Genomic DNA, 19,378 nt, shown 5'->3' with positions numbered 1-19,378 from the left:
GCGGCGCTGCTTTCACTGATCCGAGGATCGACCGGCCCCTGAGCCGACGATCCGAAGACGGACACCGTGACGCTGCCCTGACAGGCGCGGGCGGGTCCAGGACCGACTGAACCCTATGGGCGTTAACGCCGGCTATTCCCTGCAGTCCGATTGGACCAAGCACGCTCGCGGCGAAGGCCGCGACTGCGGGATCGCGCCTGCCGTCGCCCCTATCATCCCCATTCGGCGAGCCGCCGCGTCCCTCAGCCAGGTGCTGACCGGACCGGCCCGAGCGCGCCAGAGAGAGACTTTTAATGTCAAAGACCATGTTGATCGACGCCGCACACGCGGAAGAGACGCGCGTCGCGATCGTCGAGGGCCGCCAGGTCGAGGAATTCGACTTTGAATCCCGCGCGAAGCGCCAGCTTCGCGGCAACATCTACCTCGCCAAGGTCACCCGCGTAGAGCCCAGCCTGCAGGCTGCGTTCGTGGAGTACGGCGGCAATCGCCACGGCTTCCTGGCCTTCAACGAAATCCACCCGGACTATTATCAAATCCCGGTCGCCGACCGCGAAGCCATCATGGCCGAAGCGCAGTCGGACGATGACCAGGACGATGATCTCGGCCGCGAAAGCGACGACGGCGAACACGAAGGCGGTCTCGCCGACGAGGAACGCCTGAAGCGTCGCCTGATGCGCCGCTACAAGATCCAGGACGTCATCAAGCGCCGCCAGATCCTGCTGGTGCAGGTCGTCAAGGACGAGCGCGGCGGCAAGGGCGCGGCCCTGACCACCTGGCTGTCGCTGGCCGGCCGCTACTGCGTGCTCATGCCCAACACCGGCAAGGGCGGCGGCATCTCGCGCAAAATCACCCAGGCCACCGACCGCAAGCGCCTGAAGGCCGCCGCGGCCTCGCTGGAAGTGCCGCAAGGCATGGGCCTCATCATCCGCACCGCGGGCGCCAAGCGCACCAAGGCCGAGATCAAGCGCGACTACGAATACCTCCTGCGTCTGTGGGAGACGATCCGCGAGACGACGCTGCGCTCCAACGCGCCCTCGCTGATCTATGAGGAAGAGAACCTCGTCCGCCGAGCCGTGCGCGACATGTTCGACAAGGATTTCGACGGCATCCAGGTCGAGGGCGTCGAAGGCTTCAAGGAAGCGCGCGACTTCATGCGGGTGCTGATGCCCTCGCAGGCGAAGAAGGTGCACCTGTACCAGGGCGCCCGGCCGCTGTTCGCCTCCAACGGCATCGAGGAGATGCTGACGCAGATCCACCAGCCGACCGTGCCGCTGAAGTCGGGCGGCTACCTGGTGATCAACCAGACCGAGGCGCTGGTCGCCATCGACGTCAACTCGGGCCGCGCCACCAAGGAACGGAACGTCGAGGCCACCGCCTTCAAGACGAACATGGAAGCGGCTGCGGAAGCCGCCCGCCAGCTGCGCCTGCGCGACCTCGCCGGCCTGATCGTCATCGACTTCATCGATATGGAGGAGTCGAAGAACAACCGCGCCGTCGAGAAGGTGCTGAAGGACGCGCTGGCCAAGGATCGCGCCCGCATCCAGATGGGCCGCATCTCGAGCTTCGGCCTGATGGAAATCAGCCGCCAGCGCCGCCGTCTGGGCGTGATCGAGGGCGCGACCGAGGTCTGCCCCCACTGCCAGGGCGCCGGCCGCATCCGCTCGGCCGAAAGCGCCGCGCTGATGACCCTGCGCGCCGTCGACATCGAAGCCGGCAAGAACGGCGCGGGTTCGGTGAACCTGCGCGTCTGCACCGCGGTCGCCCTCTACATCCTGAACCACAAGCGCGACTATCTGCAGCGCCTGCTGGTGCAGCGCGGCCTGAACGTCGTGATCCTGATCGACGACACGCTCGGCCAGGGCGAGAGCACGATCGAGCGCACCGAGACCAATGAAGACTTCACGCCGCCGGAAGGCGCGGAGGTCTTCGTCGATCTGGACGACGATTTCGACGACAGTGCCTACGCCGATGAAGACGAAGGCGACGACGAGTTCATCGACGACGAGGACGCCGACGATCTGGACCGCGAGGACTCCGACGACGACGAGCCGCGCGAGCGCGCCGAACGCGCCGAGGGCGAAGGCGGCCGTGGTCGTGGACGCCGCCGCCGCCGCGGCGGACGTCGGGAAGACGGTGATGCCGCGCCTGCCGATGCGGCCGGCGAAGACCTCGCGACCGCCCCGTCGGACGACGATGACGACAGCGAAGGCGGCCGTCGCCGTCGCCGCGGTCGCCGCGGCGGACGTCGGGTCCGTGAGGACGGCGGCGAGCGCGACTCCTTCTTCTGGGTCCGTGGCCGCACGCCGTCGCTGGACGATCCGTACGTCTGGTTCGACCCGATCAACCCGGAGCGCCCGCAAGCGCGCGCCGACGCCGATGCGACCACCTCCGAGAGCGATGTCGACGAAGTCGTCGGCGAGCGTCCCGAGGGCGAGATCAACGGCGAGCGTGGTGGCCGTTCGCGCCGTCGTCGCGGTCGTGGTCGCGGCCGGGATCGCGGTTCGGAAGCCGGCCTGACCCACGAGGTCAAGGTCGAGACCCGCGCCACCAACGAAGGCATGCCGCCGGACGGCTCGCCTGACACGCCGATGGCGGTGATCGTCGAGGACGAGGCTGTCGAGGTCGCTCCGGCAGTCATCGAGGAGCCGAAGCGCCGCCGCGTCCGTCGCAAGGCCTCCGCCAGCGCCACGGCCGAATCCGCCCTGGAGTCGGCGATTGAGCCCAACGAGGTCGAACCGGCCAGCGAACCGGCTGTGCTGGACGTCACGCCGATCGAGGCCGCGGAAGAAGTGTTCGAGGCGCCTGCGCCCGTTCATGAGCCGAAGCCGGCTCCCGTCGCGGCCCCGGTCGAGGCTCCGGCCCCGGAAGTCGACGTGGCCACGCTGATTGCCGAGGATCCGAACCAGATCGTCGCGCCGCCCGAGAAGCCGAAACGCGGGTGGTGGCGCCGCTGAAAGGCCGCGATTAGACTATGAGGATGATCTGACGGGCGGGGGCGTCCGGGGCCTTGAGGAGTTCGCCATGTCCTGGCTGTCTCGAAAAGCCGCCCGCCTCGCAGGCGTTGCGACCGCCGTCGGCCTTGTGCTGACGGCGGCCTCCCCGGCTTCGGCCCAGAGCGCAGTCCGCGACACCGAGATCGAGGCGATCATCCACGAGTGGTCCGATCCCGTGTTCTCGGCCATGGGGCTTGAGCCCACCGAGGTCGAAATCCTGCTCATCAACGACAACGAGCTGAACGCCTTCGCCATTCCCGGCCGGGTCATGGGCCTGAACACCGGCCTGATCCTGCGCACGCGGACGCCGAACGAACTGCTCGGCGTCATCGCCCACGAGGCGGGCCACATCCGCAACCGCCACGTCCTTCGCGACGGCGCTCAGCAGGCCGGCATGCAGCCGATGCTGATGACCATGGCCCTCGGCGCCCTGGCCCTGGCCGCAGGAGCACCCGACGCCGCCGCCGTCCTGTTGGGCAACAGCCAGTATTTCGGCGCGCTCAGCTCGCTGCGCTACATCTCCCACCAGGAGGGCGAGGCCGACAACACGGCTGCGCGGGCCCTGGAGGGCGCTGGTCAATCCGGGCGCGGCCTGGTGAGCTTCTTCGAAAACTTCCGCTCGCAGGAGGTCTTCTCGGACGCGCGGCGCTACCCCTATTTCCGCAGCCACCCGCTGTCGTCCGAGCGAATCGAGAACCTGCGCCGACTGGTGTCCGAGCAACCGCACTACGGCGTCACCGACAGCGAGGAGCGGCTGGCGCAGCACGCCCTCGTCGTGGCCAAGATTCACGCCTTCATGGATGCGCCGAACAGCACGCTGCGGGCCTACCCCGAGAGCAACACCACCCTGCCCGCCCGCTATGCCCGCGCGATCGCCTGGTACCGCGACGGTCAGACCGACCGCGCCCTGGCGGCGGTCGACGTCCTGCTGCAGGAGCAGCCCGACAACCCGTATCTGTGGGAACTGCGGGGCCAGATCCTGTTCGAGGAAGGCCGACCCGCCGAAGCCATCGGCGCGCACCAGAAATCCATCGAGCTGAAGCCCGACGCCCCGCTGCTGCGCATCAACCTCGCCCACGCGATGATCGAGACCCAGGATCCAGACCAGATCGCCCTGGCCGTCGATCAGCTGAAGCGCGCCACGGCCATGGAGAAGGACAACACCATGGGCTGGCGGCTGCTGTCGCAGGCCTATGCCAGCCAGGGCAAGGAGGGCGAGGCTCGCCTGGCTTCGGCCGAAATGTATTTCGCCATGGGCGCCGAGGAACAGGCCACCCAGTTCGCCCTGCGCGCTCGGGACATGCTGCCCCAGGGCAGCGCCGAATGGACCCGCGCCATGGACATCGTCTTCGCATCCGGGGCCACCCAGGAAGACGTCGACGACGTTGATCGCCGCAACAGCCGCAACCGCCCGGTCATCGTCCCGGCGGCCGGCTGAGACTGCAAGGAAACCTATGAACGACGCGCCTGAACCCCGCACCGAAGCCACGTCCATGGGCGGCTTCCTGAGCGGCCCCCGCGCCAGCCTGGCGGCGCTGGGCGTGTCCATCGTGGCGCTGGTTCTGGCCGCCGCCCCCTATGCGACGGGCGGAAACTTCGACCAGCGCGTTCGCAGCTATCTGCTGCAGCACCCTGAGTTGCTTCAGGAAATGAGCAACGCCCTGCAGACGAACGCTGACAAGGCGTTGGCGGATGAAATCAACCGCCGGGCTGCGGCCAGCCCCGCGCTGCTCGCCGCCGATGCGCGCGACCCGTCGTTCGGACCGGCCGACGCCAAGGTGACGGTGATCGAGTTCTTCGACTTCCGCTGCCCGGGCTGCAAGGTGACCGCGCCGGAAGTGCTGCGCCTGATGCAGGCGCATCCGGACGTGCGCTTCGTCTTCAAGGACTGGCCGATCCTGGATCGCGGCGCGCCTGACGGCGTGTCCCACTATGCCGCCCGCGCCGCCCAGGCCGCCCACGATCAGGGCAAATACCTGCCGGTGTTCCGGGCGATCATGGCCGAGCCGGATCTGTCAAACGAAGCCGTCGACCGGATCCTGGCCGAGAACGGCGTCGCCCTGCCGGCCGCCCGGGCCGCCATGAGCGACCCCGCGATGGTGCGGCACCTGACCGACACGCACACCGCCGCGACCAGCCTGGGTCTGCAAGGCACGCCGACGTTCTTCATCAACGGCAAGGCCTCGCCCAGCATTCAGCCCAGCGCCATCGACACGGCCATCCGCGCAGCCAAGGCGGGCTAGGCCAGCTTCAGGTCCATCGCCCCGCCGATCCATTCGACCCGAGAAAGTCGCAGCGCCTCGGCGGCGGCGTCCATGTTCCCGAGTGCACGCTCGGCCTCGGCGAGAACGAAGTAGCTGTACGGGTCGCCCGGCCAGTCCTCGAGCAGTTCCTGGATCTTGTCGCGCGCGGCGGCGGCATCGCCCTTCATCAGCAATGCGGCGGCGAGGCTGCGGCGGGTCGGGTACCAGATGGCGGGCGGATCCCCGCCCTCCTCGCCCTTGGCCTGTATCTCCGCGGCGCGCTTGAAGGCGGCGATGGCGGCGTCCGCATTGCCCTCGATCATGGCCGCACGGCCTTCGAGAACGCGCTGGGACAGTTCGGTGAAGTCGCGACGTTCCTCGGCCATGGGGCCCGCATCGAAGGCGGCGTCCCCGCGTAGCAGTTTGATGGCCTCAGCCTCCGCACGGACGGCTGCAGCGTCGCCCGCACGGGCGGCGGCCTCCCCACGGGCATAGCGCCAGCTGATCCGCAGCATCGGGTGGCTGACCGGCGGCTCCTTCAGCGCGGCGACCTGTTCCGGCGTGCCGAAGCGGCCGTAGACGGCGTAGGCGTTGTTGGACACCACCTGCCGCCAGACGTTCCGGGCGGGGATATCGGGATAGGTGGCGAGGAACCATTCGGCGAGCTTCAGCCCCTCATCACCTCCGCCGGCCATCAGCGCGCCGCCCATGCCGAAATGGATGTTGTGCCCATGCAGCGGCATGCCCGGCACGCCGCCGGGCGGATCGGCGAGGCCGTCGTAGCGGAGGTCCAACGCCACGGCGTTGACGTTCGACATCATGGCGTCGCGGTAGCGGCCGACCCGATAGAAGGTGTGAGACGGCATGTGCACCAGATGGCTCGCGCCCGGGGCCAGCGCCGCCAGCCGCTCGCCGTAGGGGATCGCCTTGTGCGGATCGTCCGACCATTCGGTCAGGTGAATGTAGAGGTGGATGGCGCCGGGATCATCGGGCGCCTGGGCCAGGGCCTGCTCCAGGATATTCATGGCGCGGGTGATGCCGGGATCGGCCGCCTTGCCCTCGTCGTCCCACCACTCGTCGGCGTTCATCATCCACGCGTCAGCGGTGATGGCCGCCACCGTCACGTCGGCCGGGTTCTGGCGGGCGATACGATCCATGCCCTGGGCGAAGCGCCGAGATCGGGAGCCCTTGGCGCCGGAATAGCGCTGGACGAGAGCATCGATCATCTGCCGCTGCATCGGGGTGGCGTCGCGGGCCAGCCGGCGGGCCTCCCGCGCCGTGCTCAGAGCCTGCTCCTGCACTTCGGGATCATTACCGCCGCCGTTCAGGTTGGGTCCCATGGCCCACGCCTCGCCCCAGGCGCACATGCCGCAGGTCGGGTCTATGAGACGCGCCTTGCGGAAGGCGCGCACGGACTCAGAATGCTCGAAAGCCCAGCGCAGGCGGACGCCGTGGTTGAACCAGGCCTGAGCCTCCGGACTGGCGGTGTCGACAGCGAAGCCGCCGGTTCCAAATCCATCGACCATGACCATCGAGGCGACAGGGGCACCGGTTTCAGTCGGCCCGGCGGGACCGCACACCTGGGGCCGTTCGATCAGGTCGCGGGCAGCGCGATCCGCCGTGGCGTCTGCCACCGCGGCCGGACCGACCATACATGCGCCGATGGCCACTCCCGCCAGAAGGATGATCCGCATCGCCTCTCTCCCTGCCCGACGCGATCCTTGCGCGTCTTGTGGGATTTAGCGAGGCCTAGCCGCAGTCGACCTTTTCGACGATGCGGGTCGCCTGGTTGAACCGCACGTTCAGGCGGTCAGGCTGATAGTCCCGGGTTGTCGGGCAGGTCGTGCAGACGATACGGACGTTGGCGTCCGCCGGAAAGCTCACCGATCCGACGTGCGTGCCGATGATCGAATTCGCGGTCTCCGCATCACACAGCTTCGCGACCTCGGACGGGGATTGCTCGATCGGCGCGCATGCGACGGCGCCAGACAGCACCGCCGCAAACGTGATGGCGCGGATCATCCGCACGAGACCCGGCGGATGACGCCCGAGGGTTCGTCATAGAAGATGTTCAGGCGCTCGGGATTGAAGTCCATCGTCACCGGGCACTGGGTGCAGGTCACGCGCCAGGTGGCGCCCGCGGGCTCGGGCGGCAGTTCGGACCGGTTACGGCCGATGTACTGCTGGTACTGGCTTGCCTTGCACTGATCCGCTTCGTCGTCCGGGGCTGGCGCCGGGGTCGCGGTGTCAGTCGGCGCACAGGCGACAGCCATCAGAGCCGTCGCGGCCAGGCTGAGGATCAGGGTTCTCATGGACACTCCTCCGGGTCAGCCGCAGCGGACCTGTTCGACGATCTGCGTCTGGTCGTTGAAGAAGATGTTCACCCGGTATGGCGAGTAGTCCTCGGTCACCGGGCAGGTCGTGCACGTGACGCGGCGGTTCACAACCTCGACAGGAACGGGAATGTCCGTCTTTGGTTTCCCCACCAGCCATTGCAGTTCGCCGGCCCGGCACAGGTCGGCGGTCGGGTTCTGCGGATTGAGAGTGCCGACCGGTTGATTCATCTGCGCTTCCTCGACCGCGCGAGGCGCCGGGGCGTCAGAAGCCGGGGTCGAACAGCCGGCCAGCGCGACGACAGCGATCAGGCCGCCTTTTCCCAACGGCCCTCGGGCGACTGCTTCCAGTAGGCCAGGTTGGCGCCGGCGTCCTTCAACGCCTTCCACCGCACCCGTGCGCCCGTCAGCGAGTCCTCGTCGCGACCGTCGAAAATGATGAAGCATCGATCGTAGCCCTCCGTATCGCCAAGCTCTGCGCTGTCCACGATGAACAGCGCCTGAGCGGCGTTCGGGTTCTCCATCGAATCCGTCAAAAGCACCGGTTGGCGGTCCGCGTCCGGCTCCGAGGCGCGGCCGTGCGCCAGGAAGCTGTCGTCCCTGTAGGACCAGAGCCGCTCGTCGATATCGTCGAGCAGACGCGCGTCGGCGGCGCGGACCAGAGCCCGCCACCCCCGCTCGCGCGTCTTTTCAAGCAGTCCCGGCAGCACCTGGCCCAGCGTCGAGCGCTCGAGGTGATAGAACCAGATTTCGGTCTGCGTGCTCACCGGGAAGCGCGGGTCAGGACTCGTAGGAGTCCTGAACCATGCGGTCGAGCGTGCGCACGCCCCAGCCCACCGCGCCGTCCGGCACGGTCGGGCTGCGGCTGTCCTTGACCCACGCCGTCGGCGCGATGTCGATGTGCGCCCACGGCGTGCCGTTGGTGAAGCGCTGCAGGAACAGGGCGGCGGTGATCGAGCCGCCGGCGCGGCCGTTGCCGGTGTTCTTCACATCGGCGATCGGGGTGTCGATATGGCGCTCGTAGGCCGCCGGGATCGGCATCCGCCAAGCGTTCTCGCCGACCTTCGGCGCGGCGGCGAGGAAGTTGTCCGCCAGTTCGTCCGAGTTCGAGAAGACGCCCGCGTATTCCAGACCCAGGGCCACGATCATCGCGCCCGTCAGGGTCGCGAGGTCGAGCATGAATTTCGGCTTGAAGCGCTCCTGGGTGTACCAGAGGCAGTCCGCCAGAACGAGACGGCCTTCGGCGTCGGTGTTCAGCACCTCGACCGACTGGCCCGACAGCGACATGACCACGTCGCCCGGACGTTGGGCCGCGCCGTCAGGCATATTCTCGACCAGGCCGATGACGCCGACGGCGTTCACCGCAGCCTTGCGGCCGGCCAGCGCATGCATGAGGCCGGACACGGCGGCGGCGCCGCCCATGTCCCACTTCATGTCTTCCATGCCGTCGGCCGGCTTGATCGAGATGCCGCCAGTGTCGAAGCAGACGCCCTTTCCGACGAAGGCGATGGGCTGATCGCCCTTCTTGCCGCCGTTCCACTTCATGATCGCGACCTGGCTGTCACGGACGCTGCCCTGACCGACAGCCAGCAGGGTGTTGAAGCCAAGCTTCGCCAGTTCCTTCTCGCCGAGGATCTCGACCTCGAGGCCCAGCTTCTCCAGGCCCTTCACGCGTTTGGCGAACTCTTCCGGGTACAGGACGTTGGCCGGTTCGCTGACCAGATCGCGCGAGAATTCGACGGCGTCGGCGATGGCCGAATAGGTCTTGTACGCGGCCTGGGCGGACTTCACGTCGGCGGCGACGACCTTGATGGTCTCGATCGACGGCGTCTTCTCGGGCTTCAGCGTGGTGCGGTATTTCAGGAAGCGGTAGCTGGCCAGACGGGCGGCGAAGGCCGCACGGGCGGCCTGGTCGGCCGAAAGGTGCGTCGCGTCGATCGTCAGCGAGGTCGCGCCGGACATCTTGACGGCGTGATAGGCGGCGCCCGCAGCGGCTTCCAGCGCGAGGTCATCGAATTTTCCGGCATCGCCGGCGCCGGTCAGCACGATCGTGGCGGCGTCCACGCCGGCCGGAGCGGCGACGATCAGGCTGCTGTTCGAACCGCCGGTGAAGCGGCTGGCGGTCATCGCCTTCGCCAAGGCTCCCGAGGTCGCGGTATTCAGGGACTGGCCCATTCCCGCGAGTGCGCGGCCCTCGTGAACCAGCACGGCCAAAACTTCGGCGGCGGTCGCGGACGCGACGAACTCGATCTTCATTTACTGCTCCCGCCGGGCTGCAAGCCCTGGCCTTGTGCGAGTGGGATTAAGCGCGCCCGGTTTCACCGGCGCGAACGGGTGTGTATTAGATGCGCTCCCTCGCCGCCACCTGCAACGGGCGATTTCCTTCCGCGTATGACGCTGATTCAAGGCTATCTTTTCCGCCAGATCGGGCGCCCCATCGTGGGTGCATGCGCCGCGCTGGCTGGAATCGGCATCCTGAGCCAGAGCCTGGACCAGCTCGAATTCATTGTTGAGCGCGGGCAAAGCGTCTGGGTCATGGTCAAACTGACCCTGCTGGCGGTGCCGCAACTGCTGGCCGTCATCATTCCAATCGGCTTGTTCGTCGGCGCCCTGATCTCCCTGACCCGCCTGCAGCGCGAACAGGAACTGACCGCCGTGTTCGCCTCGGGCGTGACGCGCTGGTCAGCGATCCGGCCCGCGGCGCGGCTGGCGATCATCGCCGCCCTGCTGACGTTGGCGATCACCACCGTGGTCCAGCCGTGGGCGCAGCGACAGGCGCGGGCCGAGACCTTCGCCGTCCGCACCGATCTGGCCGCGCTGCTGGTCGAGGAAGGACGCTTCGTCCAGGGGCCTGAAGGCCTGACCGTCTATGTCCAGCAGATCGAGCAGAACGGCCTGCTGAAGAACCTGTTCGCCTATGTCCAGGACGGCGACCGGACCACGACCTGGGACGCCGCCGAAGCCCGGTTCAGCCGCATTGACGGCCAGCCGTACCTGACACTGCTGAACGGTTCGTGGCAGCGCTACTCGTCGCGCGGCGTGCTGGAGTACCTGTCGTTCGGGCGCTACGAGCTGCCGCTTGCCCAGTACACGGACGTCACCGAGGACATCCGCTTCAAACCGGCCGACCTCTATCTGACCCAGCTGTTCAACCCGTCGCCCCGTGATCTGGAAAAGGTCGGTTCGGCCGCGCAACTGGCCGCCGAAGGTCATTCCCGCCTGTCCGCGCCGCTGTACGCCCTGATGGCGATGGCCATGGCCCTGGCGGCGATCATGGGCGGGCAGTTCAGCCGCACGGGCTACGGACTGCGCATCGCAAAGGCCGCGGCGGCCTTCCTGCTGGTGCGGATCGTCGGCTACGGCATCGTGGCCGCCAGCGCATGGAACGGCTGGCTGAACGTCTTCCAGTATCTGCTCCCGATCCTCGCCACCGTGGTTGCATTGAGGCTGCTGTTCCGGGCGCTGAAGCCGCGCCGTCGCCGGTCATGGCCCGCATTCGAGCGGCTCAAGGCGCGGTTCGCATGAGCAGCCGGACCTCCCTCCCCGTTCCGTGGCTGCGATTCGGCCGGATCGAGCGCTACGTCCTGGTCCAACAGGCGCGGTCGCTGGCGATCGCGCTCGGCGTCATCGCCGCGCTGATCATGCTCATCGACTTCGTGGAGATTTCGCGCGGGGTCGGGTCGGACGTCGATCTGTCCGGCCTGCAGATCCTGAGCCTGATGCTGCTAAAATCGCCACAGGTGATCATCCAGCTGCTGCCCTTCGTCTTCCTGTTCGGCACCCTGGCGGCCTTCGTCGGTCTGAACCGGCGAAGCGAGCTGATCGCGATGCGCGCGGCCGGCGTTTCGGCGTGGCGATTCGTTCTGCCCGCCGCCGGCGCCGCCCTGCTGTTCGGCGTCATCACCGTGACCGCGCTGGGTCCCGCGGCCGCAGCGGCGGACGGGCTGTTCCAGCGCGAGCGCACGCGCCTGTCGGGCGCTGCGTCCGGGTCCGAGCAGCCTGAGGCCGTATGGATTCGCGAAGGCGACGATTCCCGACAGATGGTCATCCGCGCGGCGCAGCAGGATCGCAACAACGCACGGCTGCTGGGCGTGACCTTCTTCATCTACAACAACGACGGGGACGGCATGCGCACCTTCTCCGAGCGGATCGACGCGGCGGAGGCCTCGCTCAGCGCCGGCCGCTGGCGACTGGTCGACGCCGTGGGGGCCCAGATCGGCCAACGCGCGGTGCGCTACGCCACCCTGGACCTGCCCTCCAGCCTGGCGGATGACGAGGCCTTCGAACGGTTCGCGCGCCCGCAATCGACCTCGTTCTGGGACCTGCCGGCGCAGATTCGCCGGGTGTCTGACGCGGGCTTCTCGACCACGGCCTATCGCCTCAGGCTGCAGCAGCTCCTGGCCACGCCGCTGATGTTCGCCGCCATGTCGATTCTCGCGGCGGCCTTCTCCCTGCGACTGATGCGGCTGGGCGATCTGGCGCGGATGAGCGTGGCGGCCGTCGTGCTCGGCTTCGCCTTCTTCTTCGTCAATCAGGCCGCTTCGGCGTTCGGTTCGGCCGAGGTCATTCCGCCGTGGCTGGCCGCATGGCTTCCACCGTTGCTTACGGCGCTCGCCGCCTTCACCTTGCTGTTCTATACCGAGGACGGGTAACGATCCTGCTCGTACCGACCCTTCCAGAGTGAGCTTGCATGCAGCGTGACCGACGCGCGCCACAAACGGCAGTCCTGCGCCTCCGGCTCCTCGCGGGGGCGGCTGCGGTGGCGTTGGCCGTGTCAGGCGGCGCGGCTCTGGCCCAGGAAGCACCGGTCGCCACGGCGCCGGATCAGCCGGGCACAGATGGCCTGAATCAAGGCTCGGTCTACCTGGAAGCCGATTCCGCCTCACGCGACGGCGACGTCATCACCGCGACGGGCGGCGAAACACGCGTGCTGGCGCGCTTCCGCAACACGACCCTGCGCGCCCACCAGATCACCTACAATCTGGGCCAGGGCATCGCGACGGCCGATGACCGCGTCGAGTTCGTCGATCCGGACGGCAACATCGTTTTCGCCAGTCACCTCGAGGTCGATTCGGACCTGAAGGCCGGCGTGGCGATCGATTTCGCGACCCGGTTCACCAACGGCGCCAGCCTGATGGCCGCGACCGCCGTGCGGCGCAGCGAAAACGTCAACGAGCTGAACTACGCGATCTTCACCCCCTGCCCGATCTGCGACGCCGAGGGCCGGCCTAAGGAGCCGAGCATCGCCATCCAGGCGGAGAAGGTGGTCCAGGACGAAGACCTGCGCGCCATTCTCTACCGCAACGCCGTCTTCAAGTTCGGCGGCGTGCCGGTCTTCTATCTGCCCTTCTTCTCGCACCCCGACCCGACCGTGGAGCGCGCGTCCGGCTTCCTGGTCCCGATTCCGAGCTATGACGAAGGGCGCGGCCTCAGCGTCGAGATGCCGTACCTGCAGGTCGTGTCGCCGTCCGAGGACTGGCTGATCAGCCCGCAGATCAACACCCGGGTCGCGCCGTTCCTGAACCTGCAATGGCGCCGCCGCTTCAGCGACGGGACCGTGGTCCTGCGCGGCGGCTACACCTATGCGCAGAATTTCGGCGACTTCGATCCCGATGGTGAATGCGTCATCGACTGTAATATCGAGGAAAACGTCAAATTCGGCGACCGGACCAGCCGCAGCTACTTCCTCGGCTACGGGCTGTTTGATCCGGCCGGTCCGTGGCGCTGGGGCTTCACCGCCGAGCGCACGTCGGACAAGACCCTGTTCGACCGCTACGACGTCCGCGACCCCTATCAGGACAACGGCCTGTACTACGGCGACCAGCGCCGTCTGATCAGCCAGCTGTACGCCGAACGTCAAACCGACCGGTCGTACCTGTCGTTCGCTGCCTTCACCCTTCAAAGCCTGCGGGTGAAGGAGTTCAGCCCGATCACGCCGGCGCTGAACGTGTTCGAATCCGACGGCGACCTGCCGCTGGTGGCCCCTCTGATCGAAGGACGCTGGGAACCGGACAGTCCGGTGTTCGGCGGTCGCCTGCGTCTGCGGGGCACGGCCGTCGCCCTGTCGCGGGACAACTACGTCGGCAGCCCGGTCCTGCGGCCCGGGGTCATTCCGGTCGGTCCGACAGACGACCTGCCCGGCGTCGATACCCGCCGTATCTCGGGCCAGGTCGAATGGCGGCGGACGATGTTCTCGCCGATGGGCATCCGCTGGGAGCCCTTCATCGACATGCGGGCCGACTACTACCAGGTCGAGGACCTGCCGCCGATGCTGGGCATCGAGGACGGCGACATCGGGCGTGGTCGGGCGACCGCGGGCATCGACGTCAGCTATCCCCTGATCCGCCGCATGGGCCCGGGCGCCGATCTGATCCTGGAGCCGATGGCCCAGCTGTCGATCTCGAGCGACGCCGACCTGGACGCGCGTATTCCGAACGAGGACAGCGAGACGGTCGAGCTGGACGCCAGCTCGCTGTTCCGGATCGACCGCTTCCCCGGCTACGACCTCTATGAGGGCGGCGTGCGGCTGACCGCCGGCGCCCGGGCCACCCTCCGTTGGGGTGACGCCCGCGAAGCGAGTCTGTTCGTCGGACGCAGCATGCGCAGCGACGAGGAGCCCGGCTTCCTCGTTCCGATCCCCGACGCACCTACCGAGCTGTACGACCCCACCGGTCTCGCCGCCGATACGTCGGACTGGATCGTCCAGGGCACGTTCTCGCCGTCAGACCGCATCCGTGGCTGGGCGCACGCCAACATCGACTCCTCGGGTGATCTTCGCCGGGCGGAATTCGCCGTCGACGGCAGCTGGGGCCGCCGCAACGCTGCGACCGTCAGCTATGTGCTGGACCGCTCCAACCCGCTGGCCGGACCGAACAACCGCAACTACGAATTCGTTCAGGTCTCAGCCCAGCAGTTCGTTTACGGCAACTGGGGCGTCGCCGCCTCGGCCATCGCCGACATGGAACGCGATATCGTGACCCGGTCCGAAGTCGGACTGCTGTTCGACGACGATTGTTTCCGTTTCGAGCTGGGATGGCGGCGCGATAACACCCGGGTGCAGCCGACCGGACCGTCCGAGACCATCTATATACGCCTAAACCTCGCCACTTTCGGCGGTACAGGGTAAGAGCAGGGCGACGGGCGCTGACCGACGCGCGACTCGGTGTGCGCGATGGCTCGCGGCGCCGCGGTCGACCGGCAGGCGCCGCTTGAGGAACAAGAACTGACATGCGTTTGCAGCGTTATTTGACGGGCGTGGCCATGGCCGCCCTGATGGCCGGTACGGCCGTGGCCCAGACGGCCCCGGCGCCGGCCCCTGCGGCCGCAGGCCGACTGAACCCCGCCGCCGAAGGGGCGCCGGCGCAGCCGCCCGCCGCCGCGCCGCAGTTCCAGATGGCCGACGGCATTCTGGCCACGGTCAACGACAGCGTCATCACCGGTTTCGACCTGCGTCAGCGGATGCTGCTGCTGATCGCCATGACCCAGGTCCAGCCGACGCCGGAAAATCTGCCGGCGATCCAGCAGCAGGCGATGAACGCTCTGATCGATGAGCGTCTTCAGGCCCAGGAGCTGGCCAAGTTCGAGGACCTGAAAGTCACCGACGCCGACGTCGATCGCGAAATCGCGACCATGGCCCAGGAAGTCGGCACCACGCCCCAGAACTACGTCGACTTCCTCGCCCAGGGCGGCATCCGCCCGCAGACGTTCCGCGAACAGGTCCGCACCCAGCTGGGCTGGTCCCAACTGGTCGGCGGCCGCTTCCAGAGCCGCGCCCGCGTAAGCAAGTCGGCCGTCGACGCCGCCCTGCGTCAGGTGTCGGAAGCCGCGTCCAAGAAGCAGTACCTGATCGGCGAGATCTACATCGAAGCCAGCCGCGTCGGTGGCCAGCAGCAGGCCCTCAACGGCGCCAACCAGCTGGTGGCCCAGATGGTCCAGGGCGCGCCCTTCCAGGCCGTGGCCCAGCAGTTCTCGGCCGCCCCCTCGGCGACCCGCGGCGGCGACGCCGGCTGGGTGGTCGAAGGCGCTGTGCCCGCGCCCCTGCAACAGGCCCTGGACCAATTGGCTCCGGGTCAGCTGTCGCGCCCGATCCCGGTCGATGGCGGCGTCTACATCATCTACATGCGCGACAAGCGCGACGGCGCCTCGGCCAGCCTGGTCCAGATGAAACAGGTGATGATCGAGCTGCCGGAAACGGCCAGCGAGGCCGACGTCGCCGCCGCGACCCAGCGGCTCGAGGCGATCCGTCCGCAGCTGACCTGCGACAACATCCTGGCCCGCGCCACGTCCGAGGCCGGCCTGCTCGGCGCCGATCTCGGCGAGGCCGATGTCCAGAACCTCGCGCCGCAGTTCCAGCAGGTCGCCCGCTCGGCCGAGGTCGGTTCGGTCAGCTCGCCGGTCCGCACCCCGCTGGGCATCCACCTGCTCGCCGTCTGCGGCCGTCGCGTCGGCGGCGTCGAAGCCCCTGACGCCCAAATGGTCGAGAGCCAGCTGTTCCGCCAGAACCTGACCACGCTGGCGCGTCGCTACATGCGCGACCTCCGTGAGGACGCCCTGATCGAGACCCGGTGATGACCCGCCCCGCCCCGCTGGCCCTCACCATGGGCGAACCGGCGGGCGTGGGTCCAGAGATCATCGCAAAGGCCTGGGCTGCGCTCAGGCCTGAGGGGCCCGTCTTCGCCGTCGTCGGCGACGCGGCCCTGATGCGGGCGCAAGGCCATCCGATCCAGACCATTCCAGACCTCGGCATGGCTGAGGACGTGTTCGCGCGGGCCGTACCCGTGCTGGATCACCCCCTCCCCGCCGCCGTCACGCCCGGCAGACCGGATACGGCGAACGCCGGTGCGATCGCCGACTGGATCGAACAGGCGGTCAATCTCGCCATGGCCGGAGAGGCCTCGGGCGTGGTCACGGCGCCAATCGCCAAGGCTCCGCTCTACGCCGCCGGCTTCCGCTTCCCGGGCCACACCGAGTTCATCGCCGAACTGACCGCCGACCAGCCGTTCGCCGGCACGCGCGGCCCGGTGATGATGCTCACCGCCAAGGATCTGCGGGCCTGTCTGGTCACCATCCACGCACCGCTGGCGGAGGTGCCCGAGTTGGTGACGGCCGAACGCGTTATCCGGACGGCCCGGGTTGTGCACGAGGCCATGCGACGGGACTTCGGCATCGCTTCGCCCCGGCTGGCGCTGGCGGGACTGAACCCACACGCCGGCGAGGGCGGTTCGATCGGTCTGGAGGAGATCACCGTGCTGGCTCCCGCCGTGGCCCAGCTGCGCGGCGAAGGGATCACGATCACCGACCCCCTGCCCGCCGACACCCTGTTCCATGACGACGCGCGCGCGACCTATGACGCGGTCGTCTGCCTGTACCACGACCAGGCCCTGATCCCGGTGAAGACGCTGGACTTCTGGGGTGGTGTGAACGTCAGCCTCGGCCTGCCGGTGGTGCGCACCTCGCCCGACCACGGCACCGGCTTCGACATCGCCGGCAAGGACGTGGCGCGCGCCGACAGCCTCATCGCAGCGCTCCGCCTGGCCGCGGAGATGGCGGCGGCGCGGGCGTTGCGGTAGTCAGCCTGCGTGACCGACAACCTGCCCTCCCTCCGCGAGACCCTCGACGCCCACGGGCTGCTGGCCAAGAAGAGCTTCGGCCAGCATTTCCTGCTGGACCTGAACGTGACGCGGAAGATCGTCCGCTTCGCAGGACCGTTCGAGGGCCGCGCCGTCATCGAGGTCGGTCCGGGCCCCGGCGGCCTGACCCGCGCCCTGATGGAAAGCGACGCAGGCAAGGTGGTGCTGGTCGAGAAGGACCCGCGCTTCATTCCGCTGCTGTCGGAACTGGATGACGGCTCCGGCCGCCTGACCATCGTCGAGGCGGACGCGCTGAACGTTCGCGAGGCCGATCTGACCGAAGGCCCGACCCATCTGGTCTCCAACCTGCCATACAACGTCGGCACGCCGCTGCTGATCAAGTGGCTGACTGGCCCGTGGACACCCTGCGCCCTGACGCTGATGTTCCAGAAGGAAGTCGCGGAACGCGTCGTCGCCCGCCCCGGAGAGGAGGCCTACGGCCGTCTCGCCGTAATCTCCCAGGCCGTCGCCGAAGCGAAACTGGTCATGCACCTGCCCGCCGCCGCCTTCACCCCGCCGCCCAAGGTCGCCAGCGCCGTGGTTCACCTGGTTCCGAAGACCGACCGCCCCGACCGGGACCTGCTGAAAAGCCTTGAGCGCGTCACCGCCGCCGCCTTCGGGCAGCGCCGCAAGATGCTCCGCTCCAGTCTGAAGCAGTTGGGCGGCGCGGATTTGTGCGAGGCGGCGGGAATCTCGCCCGAGGATCGGGCCGAGGTCATCGACCTTGCCGGCTTCCTGCGGCTGGCTCGCGTCGCCGCCGGCCTGCCTTCGGAGACCGTGCCGAGAGATACGGGCCCTGTGCTCGCCCGCCGGAAGCGGACCTGATCGGGCCTACGCCGCCAGTTTGAGATCGAACTCGGCCCAGATCACCATCAGCGCATCGACGAGATCGACGATCATCGCCTCGTCGTGCATCGGTCCGGGGGTGAAGCGCAGACGCTCGGTGCCGCGCGGAACGGTCGGATAGTTGATCGGCTGCACATAGACGCCGAACTCGTCCAGCAGACGGTCGCTGATCGCCTTGGCCTTCACAGGATCACCGACCATCAACGGCACGATGTGCGTCGTTGAAGGCATCAGCGGCAGACCGGCGGCGCGAAGCTGCTGCTTCAAACGGGCCGCGTTTCGCTGCTGGCCGTCACGCTCGCTCTGCGACGCTTTCAGGTGACGCACGCTGGCGAGAGCTCCGGCCACCAAGACTGGCGACAGCGAGGTGCTGAAGATGAAACCCGGGGCGTAGCTGCGGATCACGTCGACGATCCGACGGTCGGCGGTGATGTATCCACCCATGACGCCGAAGGCCTTGGCCAGGGTGCCCTCGATGATCGTCACGCGATGGGCGACGGCGTCACGCTCCGAGATGCCTCCACCACGCGGACCGTACATGCCGACGGCGTGGACCTCGTCCAGATAGGTCAGGGCGCCGTAGCGGTCGGCCAGATCGCAGATGGCCGCGATCGGTGCGACGTCGCCGTCCATGGAATAGACGCTCTCGAACGCGATCACCTTGGGGGCGTCGGCCGGCGCGGCCTGCAGCAACTCTTCCAGGTGTTCGAGGTCGTTGTGGCGGAAGCAGTGCTTCTCGCAGCCGGAGTTGCGGATGCCGGCGATCATCGAGGCGTGGTTCAGTTCGTCCGAGAAGATGATGCAGCCCGGCAGGACCTTGCCAAGGGTCGACAGGGTGGCCTCGTTGGAAACGAAGCCCGAGGTGAAGAGCAGCCCCGCCTCCTTGCCGTGGAGTTCGGCCAGCTCACGCTCCAGCGCGAGGTGGTAGTGGGTATTGCCCCCGATGTTGCGGGTCCCGCCCGAGCCGGCGCCGACGTCGTGCAACGCGGCTTCCATGGCTTCAATAACGATCGGGTGCTGCCCCATGGCGAGGTAGTCGTTCGAGCACCAGACCGTGACGGGACGAGGCTTTTCCTCGCCAGTAAAGCAACGCGCCTGCGGAAACGCGCCCTTGTTCCGAAGAATATCAATAAAAACTCTGTAACGCCCTTCTTCGTGAAGACGCGCAATTGCCCCATCGAATGCTGATGCATAGTTCATCGCAGACGCCCCAGATCACCTCCCGTCTATGCTTTCGCCCTCCAAGTCGAGAACACGCGGGATTTGTTCCAAGATCACGGAAATGCAGGGACCGAACAAGTGGATCGTTCGACATAGGACTTACGGCATAGGGC

16 protein-coding genes are annotated in these 19,378 nt (G+C 67.8%); 9 read left to right on the top strand and 7 right to left on the bottom strand.

Annotation, left to right across the window (positions count from 1 at the left end; translation table 11 throughout):
- Nucleotides 1-293 precede the first annotated feature (293 nt).
- The 3 genes from GGR12_RS07980 to GGR12_RS07970 all read left to right on the top strand — a co-directional run bounded on the left by GGR12_RS07980 (nt 294) and on the right by GGR12_RS07970 (nt 5,236).
- The gene (locus GGR12_RS07980) at nt 294-2,954 is read left to right on the top strand and encodes an Rne/Rng family ribonuclease (protein WP_183203901.1); all 2,661 of its coding nucleotides are present in this window, start codon (nt 294-296) and stop codon (nt 2,952-2,954) included.
- Nucleotides 2,955-3,021: 67 nt separating this feature from the next.
- A complete protein-coding gene (locus tag GGR12_RS07975) occupies nt 3,022-4,431 on the top strand; it encodes a M48 family metalloprotease (protein ID WP_183203900.1) in 1,410 nt (469 codons plus the stop codon).
- Nucleotides 4,432-4,447: 16 nt separating this feature from the next.
- Nucleotides 4,448-5,236, top strand: a complete 789-nt coding sequence (locus tag GGR12_RS07970; protein ID WP_183203899.1) for a DsbA family protein — start codon at nt 4,448-4,450, stop codon at nt 5,234-5,236.
- Here the strand turns inward: GGR12_RS07970 and GGR12_RS07965 are convergent.
- From GGR12_RS07965 to GGR12_RS07940, 6 genes are all read right to left on the bottom strand, one after another.
- Nucleotides 5,233-6,930 carry a tetratricopeptide repeat protein gene (locus GGR12_RS07965; protein WP_183203898.1) on the bottom strand — a complete coding sequence of 566 codons (1,698 nt, stop codon included), beginning with the start codon at nt 6,928-6,930 and terminating at the stop codon, nt 5,233-5,235. The two genes, GGR12_RS07970 and GGR12_RS07965, sit on opposite strands and share 4 nt — an antisense overlap.
- Nucleotides 6,931-6,985: 55 nt before the next feature.
- The gene (locus GGR12_RS07960) at nt 6,986-7,258 is read right to left on the bottom strand and encodes a hypothetical protein (protein ID WP_183203897.1); all 273 of its coding nucleotides are present in this window, start codon (nt 7,256-7,258) and stop codon (nt 6,986-6,988) included.
- Nucleotides 7,255-7,548: an I78 family peptidase inhibitor gene (locus GGR12_RS07955; RefSeq protein WP_183203896.1), complete on the bottom strand. Its 294-nt coding sequence runs from the start codon at nt 7,546-7,548 to the stop codon at nt 7,255-7,257. Before GGR12_RS07955 ends, GGR12_RS07960 begins: the two co-directional genes overlap by 4 nt.
- Before the next feature lie 15 nt (nt 7,549-7,563).
- Complete coding sequence (locus GGR12_RS07950; RefSeq protein WP_246328823.1) at nt 7,564-7,800, bottom strand: hypothetical protein; 237 nt, start codon at nt 7,798-7,800, stop codon at nt 7,564-7,566.
- Between the two features lie 77 nt (nt 7,801-7,877).
- Nucleotides 7,878-8,336, bottom strand: coding sequence for a DNA polymerase III subunit chi (locus GGR12_RS07945; protein ID WP_183203895.1), 459 nt, complete (start codon nt 8,334-8,336; stop codon nt 7,878-7,880).
- A 13-nt stretch (nt 8,337-8,349) separates the two neighbouring features.
- Nucleotides 8,350-9,825 carry a leucyl aminopeptidase gene (locus GGR12_RS07940; RefSeq protein WP_183203894.1) on the bottom strand — a complete coding sequence of 492 codons (1,476 nt, stop codon included), beginning with the start codon at nt 9,823-9,825 and terminating at the stop codon, nt 8,350-8,352.
- A gap of 183 nt (nt 9,826-10,008) precedes the next feature.
- Here GGR12_RS07940 and GGR12_RS07935 point away from each other — a divergent pair, with 183 nt between their 5' ends.
- The 6 genes from GGR12_RS07935 to rsmA all read left to right on the top strand — a co-directional run bounded on the left by GGR12_RS07935 (nt 10,009) and on the right by rsmA (nt 18,023).
- The gene (locus GGR12_RS07935) at nt 10,009-11,094 is read left to right on the top strand and encodes an LptF/LptG family permease (protein WP_343053166.1); all 1,086 of its coding nucleotides are present in this window, start codon (nt 10,009-10,011) and stop codon (nt 11,092-11,094) included.
- Complete coding sequence (lptG, locus tag GGR12_RS07930; protein WP_183203892.1) at nt 11,091-12,221, top strand: LPS export ABC transporter permease LptG; 1,131 nt, start codon at nt 11,091-11,093, stop codon at nt 12,219-12,221. Before GGR12_RS07935 ends, lptG begins: the two co-directional genes overlap by 4 nt.
- A gap of 107 nt (nt 12,222-12,328) precedes the next feature.
- Nucleotides 12,329-14,695 carry an LPS-assembly protein LptD gene (locus tag GGR12_RS07925; protein ID WP_343053164.1) on the top strand — a complete coding sequence of 789 codons (2,367 nt, stop codon included), beginning with the start codon at nt 12,329-12,331 and terminating at the stop codon, nt 14,693-14,695.
- Between the two features lie 101 nt (nt 14,696-14,796).
- Nucleotides 14,797-16,137, top strand: a complete 1,341-nt coding sequence (locus tag GGR12_RS07920) for a peptidylprolyl isomerase (protein ID WP_183203890.1) — start codon at nt 14,797-14,799, stop codon at nt 16,135-16,137.
- Entirely contained in the window at nt 16,137-17,138 is a 1,002-nt protein-coding gene (pdxA, locus tag GGR12_RS07915; RefSeq protein ID WP_183203889.1) for a 4-hydroxythreonine-4-phosphate dehydrogenase PdxA, read from the top strand. Before GGR12_RS07920 ends, pdxA begins: the two co-directional genes overlap by 1 nt.
- Before the next feature lie 9 nt (nt 17,139-17,147).
- Nucleotides 17,148-18,023 (top strand): 16S rRNA (adenine(1518)-N(6)/adenine(1519)-N(6))-dimethyltransferase RsmA, encoded by an 876-nt coding sequence (rsmA, locus tag GGR12_RS07910; RefSeq protein ID WP_183203888.1) that lies wholly within the window; start codon nt 17,148-17,150, stop codon nt 18,021-18,023.
- Between the two features lie 6 nt (nt 18,024-18,029).
- Here rsmA and hemA read toward each other — a convergent pair whose 3' ends face one another.
- Nucleotides 18,030-19,244, bottom strand: coding sequence for a 5-aminolevulinate synthase (gene hemA, locus GGR12_RS07905; RefSeq protein WP_183203887.1), 1,215 nt, complete (start codon nt 19,242-19,244; stop codon nt 18,030-18,032).
- Nucleotides 19,245-19,378 lie beyond the last annotated feature (134 nt).

The sequence above is a fragment of the Brevundimonas lenta genome, from assembly GCF_014196335.1.
GTDB lineage: Bacteria > Pseudomonadota > Alphaproteobacteria > Caulobacterales > Caulobacteraceae > Brevundimonas > Brevundimonas lenta.
The sequence above is the reverse complement of the archived record's forward strand: the minus strand, read 5'-3'. Positions and strand labels throughout refer to the sequence as shown.

Excerpts from the sequence above, each read along its gene's own strand:
- GGR12_RS07980 (WP_183203901.1), top strand. The coding sequence starts at position 294 with ATGTCAAAGACCATGTTGATCGACGCCGCACACGCGGAAGAGACGCGC.
- GGR12_RS07975 (WP_183203900.1), top strand. The coding sequence starts at position 3,022 with ATGTCCTGGCTGTCTCGAAAAGCCGCCCGCCTCGCAGGCGTTGCGACC.
- GGR12_RS07970 (WP_183203899.1), top strand. The coding sequence starts at position 4,448 with ATGAACGACGCGCCTGAACCCCGCACCGAAGCCACGTCCATGGGCGGC.
- GGR12_RS07965 (WP_183203898.1), bottom strand. The coding sequence starts at position 6,930 with ATGCGGATCATCCTTCTGGCGGGAGTGGCCATCGGCGCATGTATGGTC.
- GGR12_RS07960 (WP_183203897.1), bottom strand. The coding sequence starts at position 7,258 with ATGATCCGCGCCATCACGTTTGCGGCGGTGCTGTCTGGCGCCGTCGCA.
- GGR12_RS07955 (WP_183203896.1), bottom strand. The coding sequence starts at position 7,548 with ATGAGAACCCTGATCCTCAGCCTGGCCGCGACGGCTCTGATGGCTGTC.
- GGR12_RS07950 (WP_246328823.1), bottom strand. The coding sequence starts at position 7,800 with ATGAATCAACCGGTCGGCACTCTCAATCCGCAGAACCCGACCGCCGAC.
- GGR12_RS07940 (WP_183203894.1), bottom strand. The coding sequence starts at position 9,825 with ATGAAGATCGAGTTCGTCGCGTCCGCGACCGCCGCCGAAGTTTTGGCC.
- lptG (WP_183203892.1), top strand. The coding sequence starts at position 11,091 with ATGAGCAGCCGGACCTCCCTCCCCGTTCCGTGGCTGCGATTCGGCCGG.
- GGR12_RS07920 (WP_183203890.1), top strand. The coding sequence starts at position 14,797 with ATGCGTTTGCAGCGTTATTTGACGGGCGTGGCCATGGCCGCCCTGATG.
- pdxA (WP_183203889.1), top strand. The coding sequence starts at position 16,137 with ATGACCCGCCCCGCCCCGCTGGCCCTCACCATGGGCGAACCGGCGGGC.
- hemA (WP_183203887.1), bottom strand. The coding sequence starts at position 19,244 with ATGAACTATGCATCAGCATTCGATGGGGCAATTGCGCGTCTTCACGAA.